Consider the following 20826-nt stretch of genomic DNA (forward strand, 5'->3'; position numbering starts at 1 on the left):
ATGTTAGTGTTAGGAATTGATACTAGCAACTATACAACTTCTGTTTCTTTAGTATCTGAAGATAAGGTTATATTAGATTTAAGAAAAGCATTATTTGTAAAGATAGGAGAAAAGGGCTTGAGGCAATCTGAAGCCCTTTTTCAACATGTTATAAATTTACCTGAGTTATTTGAAAATTTTAAAGGCAAGAAAATGGATGCTGTTTGTGTAAGCATAAAGCCAAGGCCTGTTGAAGGTTCATACATGCCGGTTTTTAGAGCTGGAGAGTCCTTTGCAAAAGTTATATCTTTAACTAATTCTATTCCATTATTTTTAACAACTCATCAAGAGGGGCATATCGAAGCAGCTGTAAGATCTATAGATTTTAATTATACTGAATTTATTGCTTTACATTTATCTGGAGGAACTTCAGAGGTTTTACATGTTCAATTTAAAGATGATTACTATATAACTAAAATAGGTGGAACAAAAGATATAAGTATAGGGCAGTTTTTAGATAGAGTAGGAGTAGCTCTTGGATATAATTTTCCATCAGGTAAAAAACTTGATGAATTGGCTTTAAATTCTACAAACAAAAATTTAAGAATTCCATCAAAGGTAGATGGATACTTTTTTAATTTTTCAGGGCAAGAAACTATGGCTTTAAGGTATATAAATGAAGGAAAAGCAAGTGATGAAATAGCTTATGCTGTAATGTTGTGTGCGGCTAAAACCTTGGAAAAACTCATAAATAATTTGATTAAATATTACAAGCTACCTATAATTTTAATTGGAGGAGTTTCTTCAAGTAAATTTATTAGAGAATACCTAAAAAATAAATTTGATGGCATGGTTTATTTTTCCAAAGAGGAGTTTGCAACCGATAATGCTGTTGGGGTTGCTTATATAGGCCTTAAAAAGTTATTAAAGGGGGATTATAATGGCAGCCTACGTGATTAATTGCAAAGAAATTGCCAAAAAGATTAGAGAGGAACTTTCTAAAAAGGCCAAGCAATATGAAGATATAAATGGTCAAAAAATTTGTCTTGCTACTATAATAGTTGGAAAAGATCCAGCATCTTTATCTTACGTAAAAAATCAAGAAAAGGTTTGTATTGAAACAGGATTAAAATTCATTACATATGAACTTTCTGAAGATACTTCAGAAGAGGATTTAATAGAGCTTATAAAAAAATTAAATGATGACTCAAGTGTTCATGGCATACTTGTTCAAGTTCCTCTTCCAAAGCATATAGATGAAAATAAGATTGCGGGAATTATAGATGTTAATAAAGATGTAGATTGCTTTAATCCTATAAATGTAGGAAAATTATACAGGGGAGAAAAATGTTTGCTTCCTTGTACTCCAAAGGGGATTTTAAGAATATTAAAGGAAATGAATATTGAAATACGTGGTAAGAAAGTTGCTGTTGTTGGAAGAAGCAATATAGTTGGAAAACCTATAGCAGCACTTATGTTGCATAATGATGCAACAGTTACTATATGTCATTCTAAAACGGAAAATTTAAAAGAAATATTATTAAATTCTGATATTATTATAAGTGCTGTCGGTAAGCCAAAGCTTATTACAGAAGATATGATAAAAGAAGGTGCAGTAATTGTGGATGCAGGAACAACGCTTGTTGATGGAAAATTAGTTGGCGATGTGGATTTTGAAAATGTTTTAAATAAAGCTTCAATGATAACTCCTGTTCCTGGCGGTGTAGGTTCTATGACAACTACTATGCTTATAGAAAACGTTTTGGAGGCAGCGAATATTTATGGATAGTGTAATATTTAGTGTAAGTCAGCTGACAAAATACATCAAAGAAATATTTGATTATGATGATGTTTTAAACGATGTAATAGTAAAAGGAGAAATATCAAATTTTAAGCTTCATTCTTCAGGACACATGTATTTTACATTAAAGGATAATGATGCTAAAATTAGATGTGTCCTTTTTAAAGGATATAGTTCAAAATTAAAATTTATTCCTGAGGACGGTATGAGCGTAATAGCTTATGGATGTGTTACTGTATATGAAAGAGATGGTCAGTATCAATTATACTGTCGTAAACTAGAGCCTGAGGGATATGGTAGTTTATATCTTGCTTTTGAAAAATTAAAAGAGAAGTTATATAAAGAAGGATTGTTTAGTGAAGAAAGGAAAAAAAAATTACCTATATTCCCAAGGAAAATTGGAGTTGTAACTTCAAGCACGGGAGCTGTTATTAGAGATATTATAAATGTTTCAACAAGACGATTTAGTGGAGTAAAAATAATTTTGTATCCAGCAAAGGTTCAGGGGGAAGGAGCCGCTGAAACTATTGTTGAAGGAATCAAATATTTTAATTCAAGGGATGATATTGATGTTATCATAATAGGAAGAGGAGGGGGGTCTATAGAAGAGCTTTGGGCTTTTAATGAAGAAATAGTTGCAAGGGCTATATACGATAGCAAAATTCCTATAATTTCTGCTGTTGGACATGAAACTGATTATACTATATCAGATTTTGTTGCAGATGTTAGAGCTTCTACCCCTTCTCATGCTGCTGAAATGGCAGTTCCTAGGTTTGATGAATTAAAGTTTAAAATAAATAGTTATCAAGAGACTTTATATAAATGTTTAAATAATAAGATCAAGAAGGATTTATTATACTTAGGTAGTTTACATCAAAGGCTTATGAATTATTCTCCTAATAATATAATACTACAAAATATGCAATATCTAGACAATCTTCGTAATAAATTAGAACATACTGTTTTACAAAAACTAACTACTTCTCAAAGCCAGGTGGAACTTTTAAAAACAAAGCTTTTAAATATAGGCTCTAATGTTGTTTTAGAAAGAAGAAGTAATTTTTCAGTTTTGGTTGGAAAAATGGATGCATTAAGCCCATTAAAAATACTTAAGAGGGGTTATGCATTTGTTGAAAAAGATGAAGGTATAGTAAAAAGTGTTAATGAGTTGGATATTGGAGATGATATAATCTTGCATTTCTGTGATGGAAATGTAAAATGTAATGTTTTAGAGAAAATGGAGGTAAACTTATGAAGGAACAGTTAAATTTAAATTTTGAAGAAGCTATAAAGAGATTGGAAGAAATAGTAAAAAAATTGGAAAGTGATAATTTATCTTTAGATGAATCTTTAAAATTGTTTAAGGAAGGTATTGAACTTTCAGATTATTGTAATAGAAAGCTTGACGAGGCAGAAAGACAGATAAATATAGTTTTAAAGGGAAGCAATGGAGAATTAATTGAAACAGAGTTTAATTTTGAGGAGGAGTAAAATGGAATTTGAAAAATGTTTATTAGATAAGCAAAAAAGGGTTAACGAAAGGCTTAAAGAGCTTGTTTCTAATTTAGATGCTCCTCAAATTATTATTGATTCTATGAAATATAGTTTGCTTGCAGGAGGAAAAAGAATAAGGCCTATTCTTAGTATAGCTATATGTGAAGCTTTAGGAGGAAATACTGAAGAAGTTTTAGATGTTGCTTGTAGTATAGAAATGATACATACTTATTCACTAATTCATGATGATTTACCCTGCATGGATAATGATGATTATAGAAGAGGAAAACTTACAAATCATAAGGTTTATGGAGAAGCTATTGCTATTTTAACTGGAGATGCTTTGCTTAATTTAGCATTTGAAATACTTCTTTTATCTTCAAAAAATAGTTATGATAAAAGATTTATAGATGCTGCCTTTGAAATTTCAAGGGCAAGTGGAGTAATGGGAATGATAGCAGGTCAAGTAATAGATATAACTAATGTGGGAAAATTATTAAATGAAAACTTATTAAAAAATATGCATGAGAAAAAAACAGGAAAACTTATTGAAGCCTCATGTAATGTTGGAGCAATAATTGCAAATAGATACGATGCTCTTCCTTTGACAAGGGAATATAGTAAAAACCTAGGTATTGCTTTTCAGATAGTAGATGATATTTTAGATGTTGTAGGAAATAGCGAAAAATTGGGTAAAAGCGTGGGAAAAGATGCAAAAAACAATAAACCTACCTTTGTAAGCTTGTATGGTTTAGAAAAATCACGGGAATTAGCCAAAGAATATAGTTTGAAAGCTGCAGAACTTGCTATTAAAATAGATAATACAGGATTTTTACATGCTTTGACAGAATATCTTTTATATCGAGAAAGTTAGGTGAAGATTAGGTGGATGTTTTCTTGATTTTTAAAAATGAAATCCTTATAACAGCTTTTATAGCTTGGATTATTGCTCAAGGGTTAAAAGTTTTAATAGTTTCAATAAAAAAAGGCAAACTAGATTTTTCGCGAATTGTAGGTTCTGGAGGAATGCCAAGTTCCCACTCAGCTTTTGTTGTAGCGCTTTCTACAAAGGTTGGACTTTTAAAGGGATTTGATAGCATAGAATTTGCAATATCTTTATGTTTTGCACTTGTAGTTATGTATGATGCTGCAGGTGTAAGAAGAGCTGCTGGAAAACAAGCAGAAATATTAAATAAGATAGTTGATGATTTAATGCATCATAAATTTAAACAGGAAAAATTAAAAGAGCTTATAGGACATTCTCCTATAGAAGTTTTCGTTGGAGCTATTATAGGCTTAATAGTTGGAATTTGCTATTAATGGGTGGCGCAGTATTCTAGTCGGCTAGTCTATTCCGAAGGCGGGGCTAAAAATCCGCTAAAGGGCACATCGATGAAGTTCCTTGTGCTGGCTCGCTACGCCCAGTAGTGGGTTGGTGCTGGGAGTAAGGGGGCTGGGGCGACCGCAATGGCATGCGGAATCGACCCTACCTCCGCGGAGACCCTTGTTCGTGGGTAATCTACGGCAAGGGATTAAACCTGCAAGGCGGTTCAAAGCTGCGTGCAGTGTAGCCTGCCTTGAGCGGAAATGGTGGAGGATAGATCAGATCCATATTCTAAATGGGCCCACGAATATGGATTATTGCTATAGGAAACCATTTCTGCAAAAGAGGCTAGGAATAGACGATGCCGTTGAGGAAAGCTCCTAGACTGTTCGTAAAGAGGCAGGATGGGGATTGCAGTGTGGACTAAGTGGTAATCTAGCCTCACACTCGGCGACGGTGTGAATTTTCAGTTAAAGGGAAACCGCCTGGGCGGCGACGCCTAGGTCTGAAAATGGGAAATCCTGCTAGACCTAAGCCGCAAACTTAACTCATCCTGCTGCCACCCAATTTAAATTAAAAAAGGTGAGTATATGGGAAATAAAAAGATAAAGTTATATAAGAAAAAATCTAATGGTCAGAATAATAAAAAATGGTTATTTATGATAATTATTTGGACTTTAGTAATATCTTTTTCAATTAATACCTTAACAGAATGGATTATTCCAAATGTTAATTTGATAAGTGCTATAGCAATTTTGCTTTTTATTATTTTTATTGGTATTTTTTTTGACATAATAGGTGTTGCAGTAACGGCAGCTGATGAAGTTCCTTTTCACTCTTTAGCTTCTAGAAAAATTAATGGAGCAAAGCTTGCGGTAAGGTTGATTAGAAATGCTGATAAAGTTTCTAACTTTTGTAACGATGTAATAGGAGATATAGTTGGAATAATAAGTGGAGCAACGGGAGCAGTTATAGCTTCTAACATAAGTAGTCTTTATACTTCTTTAAATAAGACTTTTTTAGCTTTAACTATAAGCTCTATTATTGCTACCTTAACAATAGGAGGAAAAGCTTTAGGGAAGAATTTTGCATTTGTTCAAGCTAATAATATAGTTTTTTATATTTCACGTTTTTTAGAAAAATTTATAAAAATTAAAAAAAGTAAAAGAGGTAAGGGTGATGGCTATAATAGAAAAAGTAAATTATCCTAAAGATATAAAAAATTTGTCATTAAAAGAGCTTAATATTCTGGCACAAGAAATAAGAGATTTTTTAATAGAAAAGGTTTCAAAAACTGGAGGACATTTAGCATCAAATTTAGGTGTTGTTGAATTGACTTTGGCGTTACATAAAGTATTTGATTTGCCTAAGGATAAAATAATATGGGATGTAGGACACCAGTGTTATACCCATAAGATATTGACGGGGAGAAAGGACAAATTTGATACATTAAGAATGTATGGAGGTTTAAGTGGTTTTACAACAAGAAAAGAAAGTGAATATGATGTTTTTGGAGCGGGACATAGCAGCACTTCAATTTCTGCAGCTTTGGGAATAGCAAAAGCTAGGGACTTAAAGAAAGAGAAGTTTAACGTTGTTGCAGTTATTGGGGATGGAGCATTGACTGGAGGTATGGCTTTAGAAGCTTTAAATGATGCAGGAGTTTCAAAAACTAATCTTATAGTTGTTTTAAATGACAATGAGATGTCTATATCAAAAAATGTAGGAAGTTTAGCAATGTATCTAAGTAAAATAAGAACAAGTCCAAAGTATTTACATTTAAGACATGATATTGAGGTTTTGGTAAAAAAAATACCTGCATTAGGGGATAACATATATAAATCAATAGAAAAAATTAAAGAGGGAGTAAAGCATCTAGTAATTCCAGGTATGCTTTTTGAGGAATTAGGTTTTACATATCTAGGGCCGATAGATGGACATAATATGCAAAATTTAATAGATGTTTTTCAAAGGGCAAAGAATATGGAAGGACCTATATTGATACATGTAGTTACCAAAAAAGGAAAAGGATATTTATATGCTGAAGATAAACCAGATGTATATCATGGAGTAGGTCCTTTTGAAATAGAGACAGGGAATAGTTTTTTTAAATCTTATACTACTTATTCTAAAGTTTTAGGTGAGGAATTGGTAGATTTAGCATCTAAAGATAAAAGAATTGTGGCTATTACAGCAGCTATGGCCGATGGAACGGGACTTAAAAAATTTTCACAAATTTTTAAAGATAGATTTTTTGATGTTGGAATTGCAGAACAGCATGCAGCAACTTTTGCAGCGGGGCTTGCAACTCAGGGTTTTAAGCCAGTGTTTGCTGTGTATTCAACATTTCTTCAAAGGGCATATGATCAAGTTATACATGATATATGTCTTCAAGATTTACCAGTTGTTTTGGCTATTGATAGAGCAGGAGTGGTTGGAGAAGATGGAGAAACCCATCAAGGTGTATTTGATATATCTTTTCTTAGGATTATTCCTAATTTGGTGATATTGTCTCCAAAAGATATTGCTGAATTTAGGATGATGATAAGATGGGCTATAAATTATGATAAGCCTGTTGCTTTGCGTTATCCAAGGGGCGGAGATTTTGATGTCGATTTTATGAAGTATGATGAAATAAACTTAGGTAAATGGGAAAAATTGATATCAGGTAAAGGAGTTTGTATAATTGCAACAGGAAGGCTTACTCAAAATGCTATGCTTGTTTCAAATAAATTGAAAAAAAACGGGATAGATGCTACATTAATAAATGCCAGATTTATAAAACCTTTAGATTATTCAATGTTAGATGAAGTTTTTAATGAACATGATTTTATATTTACAGTAGAGGATAACTATATAGCCGGAGGGTTTGGTTCGGCTATTTTAGAATATGCAGCTAAAAGGAATTATAAGGGAAAAATTTATTTATGTGGTTATCCAGATGAATTTATTCCTCATGGGAATATTGCTCTTCTTTATAAGAAGTATAACTTGGATGTTGAAGGATTATATAATACTATTTTAAAAGAAATTTAAAGCAAAGGGTTAGGTGACTATGGAAAAGGAAAGGCTTGATGTTCTTTTAGTTCAAAAAGGATTTTTTGAAACTCGTGAAAAGGCAAGAAAAAATATAATGGCAGGGTTAGTTTTTGTAAATGGTGTAAGAATTGATAAAGCAGGTGAAAAAATTGATGTTAATGCTCATATAGAAGTAAAGGGAAATGCAATTCCATATGTAAGCCGTGGAGGGCTTAAGCTTGAAAAAGCTATCTTATCTTTTAAAATAGATTTAAAAGATAAGATAGCAATTGATGTTGGAGCTTCTACTGGTGGGTTTACTGATTGTATGTTAAAAAATGGAGCTAGAAAGGTTTATGCTATTGATGTTGGATATGGTCAATTAGCGTGGGAACTTAGGAACGATCCTAGAGTTGTAGTGATGGAAAGGACAAATATTAGATTTGTTAAGAGGGATGATATAGGAGAACTTGCTGATTTTTCATCAATAGATGTTTCTTTTATATCATTAAAATTAGTTCTTCCTGTTGTAAAGGAATTGTTAAAGGAAGATGGAGAAATAGTTGCACTTATAAAACCTCAGTTTGAAGCAGGAAGAGAAAAAGTTGGGAAAAAAGGTGTTGTTAAAGACCCAAAAGTTCATGAGGAAGTTATTAAACAGATTGCCCATTTTTCATTAGAAAAGGGATTTACAATAAAGGGATTGGATTTTTCACCAATTAAAGGACCTGAAGGGAATATTGAATACCTTATTTATCTTTCAAAAAAACAAGATGAGGCTAAAATAAATGATTTAGATGATTTAATAGTAAAAACGGTTGAACAAGCTCATAAAAATTTAAGTTGATGAAAGATGTGAGAAATATGTATAACATAGGGGTTGTTGTAAATAAAACTAAAGATGTAAATTTAACCACCACCAAACGATTAATTGAATTTCTTTTAAATAAAGGTTGCAATGTTTTTATTAATGAAGACTCTCTAGAAATAAAAGGAGTTTCTCAAGAAGATGTGTTTAAAAAGTCTGATTTTATTGTTGTTTTAGGTGGAGATGGAACTATTTTAAGAGTTGCAAGGATGCAGATACCTTACAACAAACCAATTTTAGGAATTAATTTTGGAAACTTAGGTTTTATTACAGAAGCAGAAAAAGATGGTATGTTTGATGCTATTGAAAAACTTTTATCAGGAAATTTTACAATTGAAAAAAGGATGATGTTAAAGGCGGATATTTATAGAGATGAAAAAATAGAAAAAACTTTGTTTTGTCTAAATGACATATGTATAACCAAAGGAGCTATTTCAAGAATAATAAAATTAGATACGTTTATTGGTTCTACTCATGTTGAAACATATAGAGGAGATGGACTTATTGTTTCAACTCCTACTGGTTCGACGGCTTATTCTCTTTCAGCAGGAGGTCCTATAGTTTATCCAGAGTTGGAGGTTATAATAGTAACACCTATTTGCCCACATAGCTTAAATTCAAGATCTATTGTGTTGGGAAGTCAACAAGAATTACAGGTAAGGGTTTTGGATGAAAATGAAGGAGTATTTTTGACTACTGATGGGCAGTTTGGATTAAAGCTTAGAGGGGGAGATAAAGTATTTATATCAAAGTCTGAGCATATGGCTCAGTTTGTAAGGGTATACAATAGGAATTTTTTTGATGTATTACAAAAGAAATTAAAGGAATTTTCTACCTGAAAGGGGTTATTTTTATGAAAATTACTAGGCATTCAAAAATTTTAGAAATAATTACTCAAAAGGATATTGAGACTCAAGAGGAATTAGTAGATGAATTAAGAAAAGCTGGGTTTGATGTAACTCAAGCTACAGTTTCAAGGGATATAAAGGAGTTGAAACTTATTAAGGTACAAACAAAAGATGGACGATATAAGTATGCTCCTTTATCAAATGAAAACAATGTTGTTTATGATAGATTAGTTAATATATTTTCACAAACTGTTCTTAATATAGATTGTGTTGGAAATATGATAGTTATAAAAACTTTATCAGGTTCAGCTTCTGCAGCAGCAGAAGCTATAGATCATCTAAGATTTGATGGTTTGGTAGGAACAATAGCGGGGGATAACACAATCTTTGCTCTTGCAAGAAGTGAAGAAAAGGCTTTGGAGATAGTTGCAAAGATGAAGATGATGTTTAATGGATAAGGAGGTAATTTGATGCTCCTTGAGCTTAATATAAAAAATTTTGCTTTAATAGATGAGGTGGATTTGAAGTTTTCAAAAGGTTTAAATATTTTAACTGGGGAGACTGGAGCGGGTAAATCTATAATAATAGATAGCATAAATTTTTTATTAGGAGAAAAACAAAGTAAGGATATAATAAGACAGGGAAAGGATTTTGCTTATGTTGAAGGTGTTTTTGAATGTACTAATTTAAAATTAAAGGAAATTTTACAAGAAGCAGGGATTGATGTTGATGATGTTCTTATAATTTCAAGGGAAATAAATAGTAGTGGTAAAAGTTTATCTAGAGTAAACGGCAAAACCGTCACAGCAAGTTTTTTAAAAAAAATAGGAAAGTTTATTATAGATATTCATGGACAACATGAGCATCAATCTTTACTAGATGAAGATAATTATGTTCATATTCTTGATGCTTTTTGCAATTTTGAACTAGAGCCTATTAAGAGAGAATATAGGTATTATTTTGAAAAGCTAAATGAAATAGAGAAAAATATAGAAGATTTAAGGCGTGATGAGCAATATAAATTACAAAAATTAGACATATTGTCATTTCAAATAGATGAAATAGAAAGGGCTAATTTAAAAATTGGAGAAGATGAAGAATTAACAAAAAGGAGAAATTTACTTGCTAATTCTGAAAAAATTTATTCAACTTTAGCTAATGTTTATGAAAGATTATACCAAAAAAGTGAAGGATATTCAGCTTTTGATGAAATATCCTCAAGTTTAAGTCAACTAGAAAATATAGCAAGATTTGATGAAGAATTTGTTAAAATAAAAGAAGATTTAGAAGAAGTTTATTATAAACTTGAAGATGTTATAGAAAGAATAAGGGACTTTAAAGACAAAATAGAATACAATCCTGAAGAACTTAATATCATAGAAGAAAGATTAGATTTGATTAGTAAGTTAAAGAGAAAATATGGCAATAACATACAAGACATACTAAATTTTTATGACAAAATAAAAATTGAATATGAAAATATTCAAAGAAGTGAGGAAATATTAGAGGATCTTTTAAAGGAACATGAAAAATGTTTAGAAATTTTAAACGATTTAGCTGGTAAAATTACAAATATTAGAAGAGAAACGGCAAAAAAGCTGTCAGAAAAAATAGAATATGAACTTAGGTATTTAGGGTTAGAAAAGGCAAGGTTTTATGTTGAAGTTTTAGAACTAGATAAATTTTTTGTAAATGGTAAAAATGCTGTAAATTTTTTGTTTTGCGCAAACCCAGGAGAACAGCTTAAAAAGCTTAATAAGGTAGCTTCTGGTGGAGAAATTTCAAGAATTATGTTAGCTATAAAATCCGTTATAGCTAAAGTAGATGAAATACCTACACTTATTTTTGATGAAATAGATACTGGAATTAGTGGAAGAGCAGCGCAAGCAGTGGCAGAAAAAATGTGCTTAATTTCAAAGGATCATCAGATATTGTGCGTAACTCATTTACCTCAAATTGCTGTTATGGCGGATAATCATTTTATGATAAAAAAGATACTTGATGAAGATACAACCAAAACTATTGTTAAAAAACTAGACGATAAAGAAAGAATAAATGAAATTGCAAGAATGGTAGGTGGAGCAATTGTAACTGAATTAACTTTTAAGCATGCAAATGAAATGATTAGTATAGCAAATCAATTAAAGTCTACTATTAAAGCCAATGGAAATTAATATAATTTTCCATTGGCTTTTTGTTTTTATGGAATAATTATTAGTTTAAATACATTATTGGCCATTAGCGAAGTTTTATTCTAGTATATATGGACATTAAACAGGTTAATTTAGATATAGAGAAAGGAAGGTGACTGGTATAAAAAGGAATAGGGAGTGATTACCTTGAAGTGGAAATTTAAAAGGAAAGCCGTAAATTATATATATATATCTGTTTTTTTATTTTTAACTACTTTAAGTCAAATTTTGTTTTTGCCTTCAAATATAAATGCGAATGAAAAAGATATAAATACAAGCTCATTTATAAGAAATTTTGTTAAAAATGAATTTTTATATAAAGTTGAAAAGAAAATAGAAAGCCAAAAAGTAGATTTAAATATAAAGCTCCTTGGGCTTATACCTGTAAAAAAGATGACGGTAAATGTAGTGCCTGAAATAAAATTAATTCCGGGAGGGAAGCCTATAGGAGTAAAAATTCAAAGTGATGGGCTTATAGTGGTTGGGTTTTCAGATATTGAGGTAGATGAAGGATATAAACAAAGCCCTGCTGCAATTGGTGGAGTAGAGATAGGAGATATAATTTTAGAGGCACAAGATAAAAAGTTAGAGAACGTTTATGATATGCTTGATATAGTAAAAAGTTCTAATGGAAAGGAAATAAAAATAAAATTAAAAAGGAAAGAAAACATAAAAGTTATATATTTAAAACCTATTAAAAATAAAAATAATGAATACAAAATAGGTCTTTGGATTAGAGATTCAACATCAGGAATTGGAACTTTAACTTATTATGATCCTAAAAATAATAATTTCGGAGCACTGGGACATCCTATAAACGATGTGGATACAGGAATCCTTTTTCCTATAAGATCAGGAAAAATATTTGATGCTAGCATAGTAGGTATAGAACAAGGTCAAAGAGGAAGACCGGGTGAACTTAAAGGTATATTTTTAAACGATAGCGCTATTGGAGAAATAGAAAAAAATACTTTATGTGGTATTTACGGAAAATTGTTAAAAGTTTATAATAATGATATATATAAAAAGCCTATACCTATAGCTTATCAATATGAAGTAAAGGAAGGTCCAGCTAAAATATTGACAACGGTAGATGGAACTAATGTAAAAGAATATGATATTGTTATAGAAAAAGTAATTCAACAAACAAAACCAAGTTCTAAAAGTATGATAATAAGGATAACAGATAAAGAGCTTTTAAAAAAAGCTGGTGGAATAGTTCAGGGAATGAGTGGAAGTCCTATCATTCAAAATGGGAAAATAGTAGGTGCTGTAACTCATGTATTTGTTAATAAACCCGATATGGGATATGGTATTTATATTGAATGGATGTTAAAACAACAAGGGTATGATATGTAATACCCAATTTTTCTTTAATTTTACGTTATTTTAATTTTAAAAAAATTTGTTTTTATTAGAAGGAATTTTAAGCTACTTTGTCGAATAATATTATTGTTAGATAATGGAAAAATGAGGGGGTAATTTAATGGAGGATAAAAAAATAAGAATAGTAATTGCTGACGATAACAAAGAATTCACATCAATTCTTAGCGAATATTTAAAAACACAAGAAGATTTTGAAGTTGTTGGTATTGCAAAAGATGGTATAGAGGCAATAAAACTTGTTACAGCCAATAAACCGGATGTTCTGGTTCTTGATATAATAATGCCTCACTTAGATGGGCTGGGGGTTTTAGAAAAATTAAATTCTATGGATGATATCACAATGCCCAAAATAATAATTTTGTCTGCTGTTGGACAAGACAAGATAACTCAAAGGGCTATAAACTTAGGAGCAGAATATTATGTTGTAAAGCCTTTTGACATGGATATATTTAGTAAAAGAATTAGACAGCTTTTTGCATCAACAAATAATTTACCTGAAGTAAGAAGAACATCTGTTAACATACCTGAATCATTGCGTAGTATTAACAGTTCAAATTCTCTTGAAGCAGAAATTACAAATATTATTCACGAAATAGGAGTTCCTGCTCATATAAAAGGATATCTATATTTAAGGGAAGCTATACAAATGGTTGTTAATGACATAGAACTTTTAAGTGCTGTTACTAAGGAATTATACCCCTCAATAGCTAAAAAGTATAATACTACTGCAAGCAGAGTAGAAAGAGCAATAAGGCATGCAATTGAGGTTGCATGGTCAAGAGGAAAAGTTGAAACTATAAATAAGATTTTTGGATATACTATTCATAACGATAAAGGTAAACCTACAAACTCTGAATTTATAGCTATGATTGCTGATAAACTTAGATTAAAACAAAAATTAGGTTAATGATTGGGCTATTCCCTAGGGAATGGCCTAAATAATTTTGAGAGGTGAAGTTAATGAATTTATATGAAAAGACTATTTCATCAGAGCAAAAATATAATGGTAAAATAATTAAAGTAAGGCAGGATTTTGTTTTATTGCCGAATGGAAAACAAACTACTCGAGAAGTTGTAGAACATAACGGAGGAGTTGGAATAGTTGCAGTTACGAATGAAAAAAACATTATTTTAATTAGGCAATTTAGAAAACCAGCGGAGGAGGTTTTAATTGAAATTCCTGCGGGGAAATTAGAAAAAGGAGAAGAGCCTGAAAAGTGTGCAGCTCGAGAACTTGAAGAGGAAACTGGGAAAGTCCCCAAATCCTTAAAGCTTTTAACAAAGTTTTATCCATCTCCAGGATATTCATCGGAGGTTTTATACATTTATTATTCTGATGATTTACAAGATGGTAAAGTAAATCTTGATGAGGGTGAGAATGTAGAGGTTTTTGAGGTTTCAATAGATAAAGCTTTAGAAATGATTAAAGAAGGAGAAATAAAGGATGCTAAAACCATAATTGGCATTCTTTTAGCTAAAAATTATATTTAATCATTTTATCCCTTTGTTTTTCATATAAATGTAGTAAAAAGATTATAAACAAAGGGGGTATAATTACGAACAGAAGGATAAATTATAAAATGCATTTTAATTTAAAGGAAAATTTATTTATTTACTTTATAATAACTTTAATTTTTTCCGTTGGGATAGCTTTAGGAGCTTTGAATGTTAAAGGAATGACTTATAGCGATAAACAAAATCTTTTTATCTATTTAAATAATTTTTTTCAAGTGGTAAACAATGAAAAAATAAATAGTTTTTCCATTTTTATAAGAATTTTAAAAAATAACTTATTAATGATAATACTTATTTGGATTTTGAGTTTTACATATTTTGGATTTTTATTTTCTATATTAATTTTATTATATAAGGGGTTTTCTTTAGGTTTTACTATAGCTTTTATTTTGCAAAGTTTTGGATTAAAGGGATTTTTATTTATAATATTATCGTTATTACCTCAAAATCTGTTTTATATTCCTGCATTTTTGTTTATATGTTCTATAAGCTTTATTTATAGTTTAAGTTTGTTTAAAAAACCTAAAAATTTAACAGTTAATGGTAATTTTTTAAACTTTTCTTTTAATATGCTATTTTTATTGTTATTTGTATTTTTAGGTAATGTTGTAGAATCTTTTATTTCACCTTATATTATTAAATTGTTATCTACATATTTAGCAATTCAATAAAGGTGTTGGTATGAATAAAAAGATTAGATTATTTATAAAGATTTTTATTGTAATATTAGTTTTAGGCTTTTTAATACCTATGTTTATAAGGTTTTTTCTTTCAAAAAATTATAATAAAAATAAGGATGATGCAATTTTTGTTGTAAATTATGGAATTGATGAGCAAAACTTTATGGATACAATAAAGAAAATATTAAATATTCCAAAATAACTAAAGGGGAATATTACAATGGAGGAAATATTAAACCAGTTTGAAGTTTTTTTAAAAAATAAAAAATTGAGGGAAAATACTTTAGAGTGTTATAAAAGGGATATAAAAAGTTTTTTAACATATTTAAGATATAACGGGTTAGATTATAAAAACGTAAAAAAGACGAATATAATAGGTTATCTTTTAAATTTACAAAAAGAAGGTAGAGCAATATCTTCCATTTCACGTAGTTTGGCTTCAATAAGAGCTTTTTATAAAATGTTATATAAAAATAGATTAGTTGAATTTGATCCTACCTTCGAGCTTGAAACTCCAAAAGTTGAAAAAAAAATTCCTAGTATATTATCAATAGAGGAAATCGAAAAGCTTTTATCTATTCCAAAAGAAGATGATTTTAAAGGAGCAAGGGATAAAGCAATGCTAGAAGTTTTATACGCTACAGGAATAAAGGTTTCTGAACTTGTAAATCTTAATTTAGAAGATGTAAATTTAAAGTTAGGATATTTATATTGTAAAAGCTACAAGGAAAGAATTATACCTTTAGGAAAAGTAGCTATTGAGGCTTTGCAAGTTTATATTTTTAATTTTAGAAATAAATTGATTGGTGATAAAAATGAAAAAGCTTTATTTGTCAATTTACATGGTGAAAGAATGACAAGGCAAGGCTTTTGGAAGATTATAAAACATTATGCTAAGTTAGCAGGAATAAATAAAGAAATAACTCCTAATATAATAAGGCATTCCTTTGCAGCTCACTTGATTGAAAATGGTGCTGATTTAAAATCTCTTAAAGAGCTTCTTGGACATTCAGATATTTCAACGACTCAAGTATATGCTGAAATTTCAAAAAATAGAATAGGAGAGATATATAAAAAATCACATCCAAGGGCATAAAGCCCTTTTTATTTTTTTGAAAATATGATATAATGTTATTCCTGAATATTTTAAAAAGGAGGAAATTTTTTATGATTAACCGAGTTGTTTTGATAGTTATGGATAGCGTTGGTATAGGCGAATTACCAGATGCTCATTTATATAATGATCAAGGAAGCGATACAATAGGTAATATTTCAAAGGTATTAGGAGGATTACACCTTCCCAACATGCAGAAATTAGGACTTGGAAATATAGACGGAATAAAGGGTATTGAGGCTGTAGAAGAACCTGAAGGATGTTTTGGAAGATCCCTTGAGATGTCTAAAGGAAAAGATACTACAACAGGACATTGGGAAATTGCAGGGCTAATACTTGATAAACCATTCCCTACATACCCTAATGGTTTTCCAAAAGAGCTTATAGAAGAATTTGAGAGAAGAATAGGGACAAAAGTCTTAGGAAACAAGCCAGCTTCTGGAACTGCTATAATTCAAGAGCTAGGCGATGAGCATGTTAGAACTGGATATCCTATAGTTTATACATCAGCAGACAGTGTGTTCCAAATCGCTGCTCACGAAGAAGTTATTCCTTTAGAAAAATTGTATGAAATGTGTAAAATAGCAAGGGAAATGTTAGTAGGAGATCATGCGGTAGGGAGAGTAATAGCAAGACCATTTATAGGAACTTCAGGAAATTATAAAAGGACTGCTAATAGAAGGGATTTTGCATTAAAGCCTTTTAGAAAAACATTGCTAAATTATATTCAAGAAAGTGGAATGGATGTTTGTGCAGTTGGAAAGATAGAAGATATATATGATGGTTATGGAATAACTAAAGCTGTTCATACAAAAAATAATATGGATGGTGTGGATAAAACATTAGAATATATGAAAATGGACACCAAAGGCCTTATTTTTACAAACCTTGTTGATTTTGATATGGTTTATGGTCATAGAAATGATGTTGAAGGTTATGCTAAGGCTTTAATAGAGTTTGATAATAGAATACCTGAGATAATTGATAATTTAAAAGATGATGATGTTTTAATAATAACAGCTGATCATGGATGTGATCCAACAACAGAAAGCACAGATCATTCAAGGGAATATATACCTATACTAATTTATGGTAAACAAATTAAAAAAGGTGTTAATTTAGGAACAAGAAAAACTTTTGCAGATATAGGAAAGACTATAGCAGAAATGTTAAATATTAAAGCTGATATATATGGAGAAAGCTTTGCAAAAGAAATATTAAAATAAAATAAAGGGGTGATAATATGCAAGAACTACAAAAAATAAAAGAAGCTGCAGAGTTTATAAAAGCAAGGATTCCATTCATTCCTGATGTAGCCATCATCCTTGGTTCAGGCCTTGGAATTTTGGCAGATGAAGTTGAAGAAAAGATTGAAATTCCTTATAGTGAAATACCACATTTTCCAGTATCAACTGTACAAGGGCATGCAGGTAAATTTATTTTTGGTAAGCTAGAAGACAAAAATGTATTATTAATGAATGGAAGATTCCATTTTTATGAAGGATATTCAATGAAGGAAGTAACTCTTCCTATAAGGGTATTTAAGATGTTAGGAGTTAAAAAATTGATTGTAACTAATGCAGCAGGCGGAGTTAATACAAACTTTAAGCCAGGAGATTTAATGATTATTAAGGATCATATTAATTTTTCTATGGCTAACCCTCTTATAGGTAGAAATATTGATGAATTTGGTCCAAGATTTCCAGATATGTCAAATGCATATGATAAAGAATTAGTTGAATTAGCAAAGAAAGTAGCTCAAAAGGTTGAGGTTCCTGTTGTTGAGGGAGTATACTTTATGTTAACAGGACCAAACTATGAAACCCCTGCAGAAATAAGAGCAATAAGAAAGCTTGGTGGAGATGCTGTTGGTATGTCAACAGTTCCAGAAGTTATAGTTGCAAATCATTGTGGAATAAAGGTTTTAGGTATCTCCTGTATAACTAACATGGCAGCTGGAATACTTGATCAACCTTTAAACCATGAAGAAGTAATTGAAACATCAATGAAGGTTAGAGAAAAGTTTATAAGACTTGTTAAAGGTATTGTAAAAGAAATGTAGGAGGGATTAGGATGAACTATTTAGAAAAAATTAATGCGGCTAAAGAATATATAAAGGAAAGAATAGAAAAAACCCCAGATGTTGCAATTATATTAGGTTCAGGCCTTGGAAAACTAGCAGATGAAATTGAAAACAAAATGGTAATAAAGTACAATGAAGTTCCACATTTCCCAGAATCAACAGTTGTAGGGCATGCAGGAGAATTTATTTTTGGATACATAGGAGATAAGTATGTAATGGCTATGAATGGAAGATTCCATTACTATGAAGGTCATGATATGAAGGATGTTACTTTACCTATAAGAGTTATGAGGGCACTTGGAATAGATAAGATAATAGTTACAAATGCGGCTGGTGGAATGAATCCTGAGTTTGAAGCAGGAGATTTAATGATAATAACTGACCATATAAACATGATAGGAACAAACCCATTAATAGGTAGAAATTATGAGGAGCTTGGGCCAAGATTCCCTGATATGTCTCAAGCATATAATAGAGAGTTGATAAAATTAGCTGAAGAATGTGCTAAAAAGTTAAATATAAAAGTCCAAAAAGGAGTTTACGTTGCCGTTTCAGGACCAAACTATGAAACTCCAGCAGAACTTAGAATGCTTAGATTTATGGGGGCAGATGCAGTTGGTATGTCAACTGTACCTGAAGTTATAGTTGCAAACCATGGTGGAATGAAGGTGCTAGGAATTTCATGTATAACAGATATGGCTATTCCAGACAATCTTGAACCACTTGATCATGAAAGAGTAGTTGCTACCGCAGCAAAGGCAACACAAAAATTTGTGGCTTTAGTAAAGGAAATAGTAAAATCAATGTAACATGGGGGTAATAATTATGAGGATGTATGATATTATTTTAAAGAAAAGAAATGGTGGAGAACTTACAAAAGAAGAAATAGAATTTGTAGTTAACGGCTATACAAAAGGAGAAATTCCAGATTATCAAGTTGCTGCATTACTTATGGCTATTTATTTCCAAAAGATGAATAAGAGAGAAACAGCAGATCTTACGATGGCTATGGTTAATTCAGGGGAAGTTGTAGATTTATCAGCTATTGAAGGCATAAAAGTTGATAAGCACTCAACAGGTGGGGTAGGAGATACAACTACTCTTGTGCTTGGACCTATGGTAGCAGCAGCCGGTGCTCCAGTTGCAAAGATGTCAGGAAGGGGATTAGGACATACTGGAGGAACTATAGATAAGCTTGAATCTATTAGAGGATTTAATACTGAATTACCAAAAGAAAAATTTATTGAAAATGTAAATAAAATAAAGTTAGCAGTTGCAGGTCAAACTGCAAATCTTGCACCAGCTGATAAAAAGCTTTATGCTTTAAGAGACGTTACGGCTACTGTTGATAATATTTCTCTTATAGCATCAAGCATAATGAGTAAAAAGATAGCAGCTGGAGCAGATGCTATAGTTTTAGATGTTAAAACTGGTGCTGGTGCATTTATGAAGACTTTAGACGATTCTTTTGCTTTAGCTCAAGAAATGGTTGATATAGGAACAAACGTAGGTAGAAATACAGTTGCAATTGTTTCAGATATGGATGAACCACTTGGATATGCTGTAGGTAATGCTTTAGAGGTAAAAGAAGCTATAGATACATTAAAGGGTCAAGGGCCAAAGGATCTATATGAATTGTGCATGACTTTAGGTTCCTATATGCTTGTTCTTGCTAAAAAAGCTAATGATGTAGAAACTGCAAGAAAAATATTAGAAGATACAATAAAAACAGGAGCAGCTCTTAATAAATTTAAAGAATTTGTTGCTGCCCAAGGTGGAGATCCACAAGTTATCGATAATCCTGATCTTTTACCGAAGGCTCAGCATGTTATTGAATTTAAAGCAGAAAAGAGTGGTTATGTAAACAAAATAGTTGCAATGGAAGTAGGTTTAGCTGCTCTAGTTTTAGGAGCAGGTAGAGAAACAAAAGAAAGCCAAATAGATTTAGCTGTCGGTGTTGTTTTAAATAAGAAGGTTGGAGACTATGTAGAAAAAGGAGAACCTCTTGCTTACATACATGTAAATGACCTAAATAAGTTAAAAGATTGTGAAGAAAGATTAAGAAAAGCATTTGAAATATCAGATGAAAAACCTGCTAAAAGACCATTGATATTTGGTGTTGTAACAAAAGATGGAATACAAAGATTTTAAAAATAAAGCTCCTAAAAGGTATTTACCTTTTAGGAGCTTTATTTTTAGGTTCTATGTCAATAGTTGGGGTGGGCAAATTATTCAGATGCCCGCCCTTGCTAATTTCCAAGGAGTTTTTATGTAATTGAGATTAATTTAAGCAAAAGCTTTAAAAATGGGCATGACAAAAAGGCCAATCAAAGGTTGGCTTTTATAAAAGCTCAGCGTATTGTTTATTTTTGCACGTAGTTTGGTATAGGTTTAAGAAGAAAACCTTTAAAGACTGACTTAGGTCGACTAAGGTTTTCTTCTTAAATTTTTTGCGCGAGGCCGTTAAAAATTGTTGTAGATTTAATAGTTTAACAAGTTTATACACAACAATGAAGAATTCGAT

The 20826-nt window shown here is 30.9% G+C and carries 22 protein-coding genes; all 22 read left to right on the forward strand.

The window, feature by feature from the left end:
- Nucleotides 1-939: a tRNA (adenosine(37)-N6)-threonylcarbamoyltransferase complex transferase subunit TsaD gene (locus C4R78_RS05415; protein ID WP_103896076.1), complete on the forward strand. Its 939-nt coding sequence runs from the start codon at nucleotides 1-3 to the stop codon at nucleotides 937-939.
- Nucleotides 920-1768, forward strand: coding sequence for a bifunctional 5,10-methylenetetrahydrofolate dehydrogenase/5,10-methenyltetrahydrofolate cyclohydrolase (locus C4R78_RS05420; protein ID WP_103896077.1), 849 nt, complete (start codon nucleotides 920-922; stop codon nucleotides 1766-1768). Before C4R78_RS05415 ends, C4R78_RS05420 begins: the two co-directional genes overlap by 20 nt.
- A complete protein-coding gene (gene xseA / locus C4R78_RS05425; protein ID WP_103896078.1) occupies nucleotides 1761-3035 on the forward strand; it encodes an exodeoxyribonuclease VII large subunit in 1275 nt (424 codons plus the stop codon). The genes C4R78_RS05420 and xseA overlap by 8 nt, the downstream gene beginning before the upstream one ends.
- Complete coding sequence (xseB, locus tag C4R78_RS05430; protein WP_103896079.1) at nucleotides 3032-3271, forward strand: exodeoxyribonuclease VII small subunit; 240 nt, start codon at nucleotides 3032-3034, stop codon at nucleotides 3269-3271. The genes xseA and xseB overlap by 4 nt, the downstream gene beginning before the upstream one ends.
- Nucleotide 3272: 1 nt before the next feature.
- Nucleotides 3273-4148: a polyprenyl synthetase family protein gene (locus C4R78_RS05435; protein WP_103896080.1), complete on the forward strand. Its 876-nt coding sequence runs from the start codon at nucleotides 3273-3275 to the stop codon at nucleotides 4146-4148.
- 23 nt (nucleotides 4149-4171) lie between these two features.
- Nucleotides 4172-4594, forward strand: a complete 423-nt coding sequence (locus C4R78_RS05440; protein ID WP_242971200.1) for a divergent PAP2 family protein — start codon at nucleotides 4172-4174, stop codon at nucleotides 4592-4594.
- Nucleotides 4595-5188: 594 nt separating this feature from the next.
- Nucleotides 5189-5809 carry a hypothetical protein gene (locus C4R78_RS05450; protein WP_242971201.1) on the forward strand — a complete coding sequence of 207 codons (621 nt, stop codon included), beginning with the start codon at nucleotides 5189-5191 and terminating at the stop codon, nucleotides 5807-5809.
- Nucleotides 5778-7634, forward strand: a complete 1857-nt coding sequence (gene dxs / locus C4R78_RS05455) for a 1-deoxy-D-xylulose-5-phosphate synthase (RefSeq protein WP_173689743.1) — start codon at nucleotides 5778-5780, stop codon at nucleotides 7632-7634. The genes C4R78_RS05450 and dxs overlap by 32 nt, the downstream gene beginning before the upstream one ends.
- Nucleotides 7635-7647: 13 nt before the next feature.
- The gene (locus C4R78_RS05460; RefSeq protein WP_479722864.1) at nucleotides 7648-8463 is read left to right on the forward strand and encodes a TlyA family RNA methyltransferase; all 816 of its coding nucleotides are present in this window, start codon (nucleotides 7648-7650) and stop codon (nucleotides 8461-8463) included.
- 17 nt (nucleotides 8464-8480) lie between these two features.
- Nucleotides 8481-9323, forward strand: a complete 843-nt coding sequence (locus tag C4R78_RS05465; RefSeq protein ID WP_159945839.1) for an NAD(+)/NADH kinase — start codon at nucleotides 8481-8483, stop codon at nucleotides 9321-9323.
- A 14-nt stretch (nucleotides 9324-9337) separates the two neighbouring features.
- Complete coding sequence (locus tag C4R78_RS05470) at nucleotides 9338-9790, forward strand: arginine repressor (RefSeq protein WP_103896085.1); 453 nt, start codon at nucleotides 9338-9340, stop codon at nucleotides 9788-9790.
- Between the two features lie 12 nt (nucleotides 9791-9802).
- A complete protein-coding gene (gene recN, locus C4R78_RS05475; RefSeq protein ID WP_103896086.1) occupies nucleotides 9803-11506 on the forward strand; it encodes a DNA repair protein RecN in 1704 nt (567 codons plus the stop codon).
- Nucleotides 11507-11671: 165 nt separating this feature from the next.
- Nucleotides 11672-12883 carry a SpoIVB peptidase gene (gene spoIVB / locus C4R78_RS05480; protein ID WP_103896087.1) on the forward strand — a complete coding sequence of 404 codons (1212 nt, stop codon included), beginning with the start codon at nucleotides 11672-11674 and terminating at the stop codon, nucleotides 12881-12883.
- A 127-nt stretch (nucleotides 12884-13010) separates the two neighbouring features.
- Nucleotides 13011-13817 carry a sporulation transcription factor Spo0A gene (spo0A, locus tag C4R78_RS05485; protein WP_103896088.1) on the forward strand — a complete coding sequence of 269 codons (807 nt, stop codon included), beginning with the start codon at nucleotides 13011-13013 and terminating at the stop codon, nucleotides 13815-13817.
- A gap of 53 nt (nucleotides 13818-13870) precedes the next feature.
- On the forward strand, nucleotides 13871-14401 hold the full coding sequence (locus C4R78_RS05490) for an NUDIX domain-containing protein (RefSeq protein WP_103896089.1): 531 nt from the start codon (nucleotides 13871-13873) through the stop codon (nucleotides 14399-14401).
- A gap of 89 nt (nucleotides 14402-14490) precedes the next feature.
- The gene (gene spoIIM / locus C4R78_RS05495; RefSeq protein WP_103896090.1) at nucleotides 14491-15096 is read left to right on the forward strand and encodes a stage II sporulation protein M; all 606 of its coding nucleotides are present in this window, start codon (nucleotides 14491-14493) and stop codon (nucleotides 15094-15096) included.
- A gap of 10 nt (nucleotides 15097-15106) precedes the next feature.
- On the forward strand, nucleotides 15107-15307 hold the full coding sequence (locus C4R78_RS05500) for a hypothetical protein (protein WP_103896091.1): 201 nt from the start codon (nucleotides 15107-15109) through the stop codon (nucleotides 15305-15307).
- A gap of 18 nt (nucleotides 15308-15325) precedes the next feature.
- Entirely contained in the window at nucleotides 15326-16201 is an 876-nt protein-coding gene (gene xerD, locus C4R78_RS05505; RefSeq protein ID WP_103896092.1) for a site-specific tyrosine recombinase XerD, read from the forward strand.
- Nucleotides 16202-16272: 71 nt separating this feature from the next.
- Nucleotides 16273-17445 (forward strand): phosphopentomutase, encoded by a 1173-nt coding sequence (locus C4R78_RS05510; protein ID WP_103896093.1) that lies wholly within the window; start codon nucleotides 16273-16275, stop codon nucleotides 17443-17445.
- Between the two features lie 17 nt (nucleotides 17446-17462).
- Complete coding sequence (locus tag C4R78_RS05515; protein ID WP_103896094.1) at nucleotides 17463-18281, forward strand: purine-nucleoside phosphorylase; 819 nt, start codon at nucleotides 17463-17465, stop codon at nucleotides 18279-18281.
- A gap of 11 nt (nucleotides 18282-18292) precedes the next feature.
- Nucleotides 18293-19111, forward strand: a complete 819-nt coding sequence (locus C4R78_RS05520) for a purine-nucleoside phosphorylase (protein WP_103896095.1) — start codon at nucleotides 18293-18295, stop codon at nucleotides 19109-19111.
- A 16-nt stretch (nucleotides 19112-19127) separates the two neighbouring features.
- Nucleotides 19128-20453 (forward strand): pyrimidine-nucleoside phosphorylase, encoded by a 1326-nt coding sequence (locus C4R78_RS05525; RefSeq protein ID WP_103896096.1) that lies wholly within the window; start codon nucleotides 19128-19130, stop codon nucleotides 20451-20453.
- The last annotated feature ends 373 nt before the right edge of the window (nucleotides 20454-20826 follow it).

The sequence above is a fragment of the Caloramator fervidus genome (assembly GCF_900108045.1).
In the GTDB taxonomy this organism is placed as follows: Bacteria; Bacillota; Clostridia; order Clostridiales; family Caloramatoraceae; genus Caloramator; species Caloramator fervidus.

Bases quoted from the DNA above. Each gene is read 5' to 3' on its own strand.
- C4R78_RS05415 (WP_103896076.1), top strand. From the start codon at position 1: ATGTTAGTGTTAGGAATTGATACTAGCAACTATACAACTTCTGTTTCT.
- C4R78_RS05420 (WP_103896077.1), top strand. From the start codon at position 920: ATGGCAGCCTACGTGATTAATTGCAAAGAAATTGCCAAAAAGATTAGA.
- xseA (WP_103896078.1), top strand. From the start codon at position 1,761: ATGGATAGTGTAATATTTAGTGTAAGTCAGCTGACAAAATACATCAAA.
- xseB (WP_103896079.1), top strand. From the start codon at position 3,032: ATGAAGGAACAGTTAAATTTAAATTTTGAAGAAGCTATAAAGAGATTG.
- C4R78_RS05435 (WP_103896080.1), top strand. From the start codon at position 3,273: ATGGAATTTGAAAAATGTTTATTAGATAAGCAAAAAAGGGTTAACGAA.
- C4R78_RS05450 (WP_242971201.1), top strand. From the start codon at position 5,189: ATGGGAAATAAAAAGATAAAGTTATATAAGAAAAAATCTAATGGTCAG.
- dxs (WP_173689743.1), top strand. From the start codon at position 5,778: ATGGCTATAATAGAAAAAGTAAATTATCCTAAAGATATAAAAAATTTG.
- C4R78_RS05465 (WP_159945839.1), top strand. From the start codon at position 8,481: ATGTATAACATAGGGGTTGTTGTAAATAAAACTAAAGATGTAAATTTA.
- C4R78_RS05470 (WP_103896085.1), top strand. From the start codon at position 9,338: ATGAAAATTACTAGGCATTCAAAAATTTTAGAAATAATTACTCAAAAG.
- recN (WP_103896086.1), top strand. From the start codon at position 9,803: ATGCTCCTTGAGCTTAATATAAAAAATTTTGCTTTAATAGATGAGGTG.
- spo0A (WP_103896088.1), top strand. From the start codon at position 13,011: ATGGAGGATAAAAAAATAAGAATAGTAATTGCTGACGATAACAAAGAA.
- C4R78_RS05490 (WP_103896089.1), top strand. From the start codon at position 13,871: ATGAATTTATATGAAAAGACTATTTCATCAGAGCAAAAATATAATGGT.
- spoIIM (WP_103896090.1), top strand. From the start codon at position 14,491: ATGCATTTTAATTTAAAGGAAAATTTATTTATTTACTTTATAATAACT.
- C4R78_RS05500 (WP_103896091.1), top strand. From the start codon at position 15,107: ATGAATAAAAAGATTAGATTATTTATAAAGATTTTTATTGTAATATTA.
- xerD (WP_103896092.1), top strand. From the start codon at position 15,326: ATGGAGGAAATATTAAACCAGTTTGAAGTTTTTTTAAAAAATAAAAAA.
- C4R78_RS05510 (WP_103896093.1), top strand. From the start codon at position 16,273: ATGATTAACCGAGTTGTTTTGATAGTTATGGATAGCGTTGGTATAGGC.
- C4R78_RS05515 (WP_103896094.1), top strand. From the start codon at position 17,463: ATGCAAGAACTACAAAAAATAAAAGAAGCTGCAGAGTTTATAAAAGCA.
- C4R78_RS05520 (WP_103896095.1), top strand. From the start codon at position 18,293: ATGAACTATTTAGAAAAAATTAATGCGGCTAAAGAATATATAAAGGAA.
- C4R78_RS05525 (WP_103896096.1), top strand. From the start codon at position 19,128: ATGAGGATGTATGATATTATTTTAAAGAAAAGAAATGGTGGAGAACTT.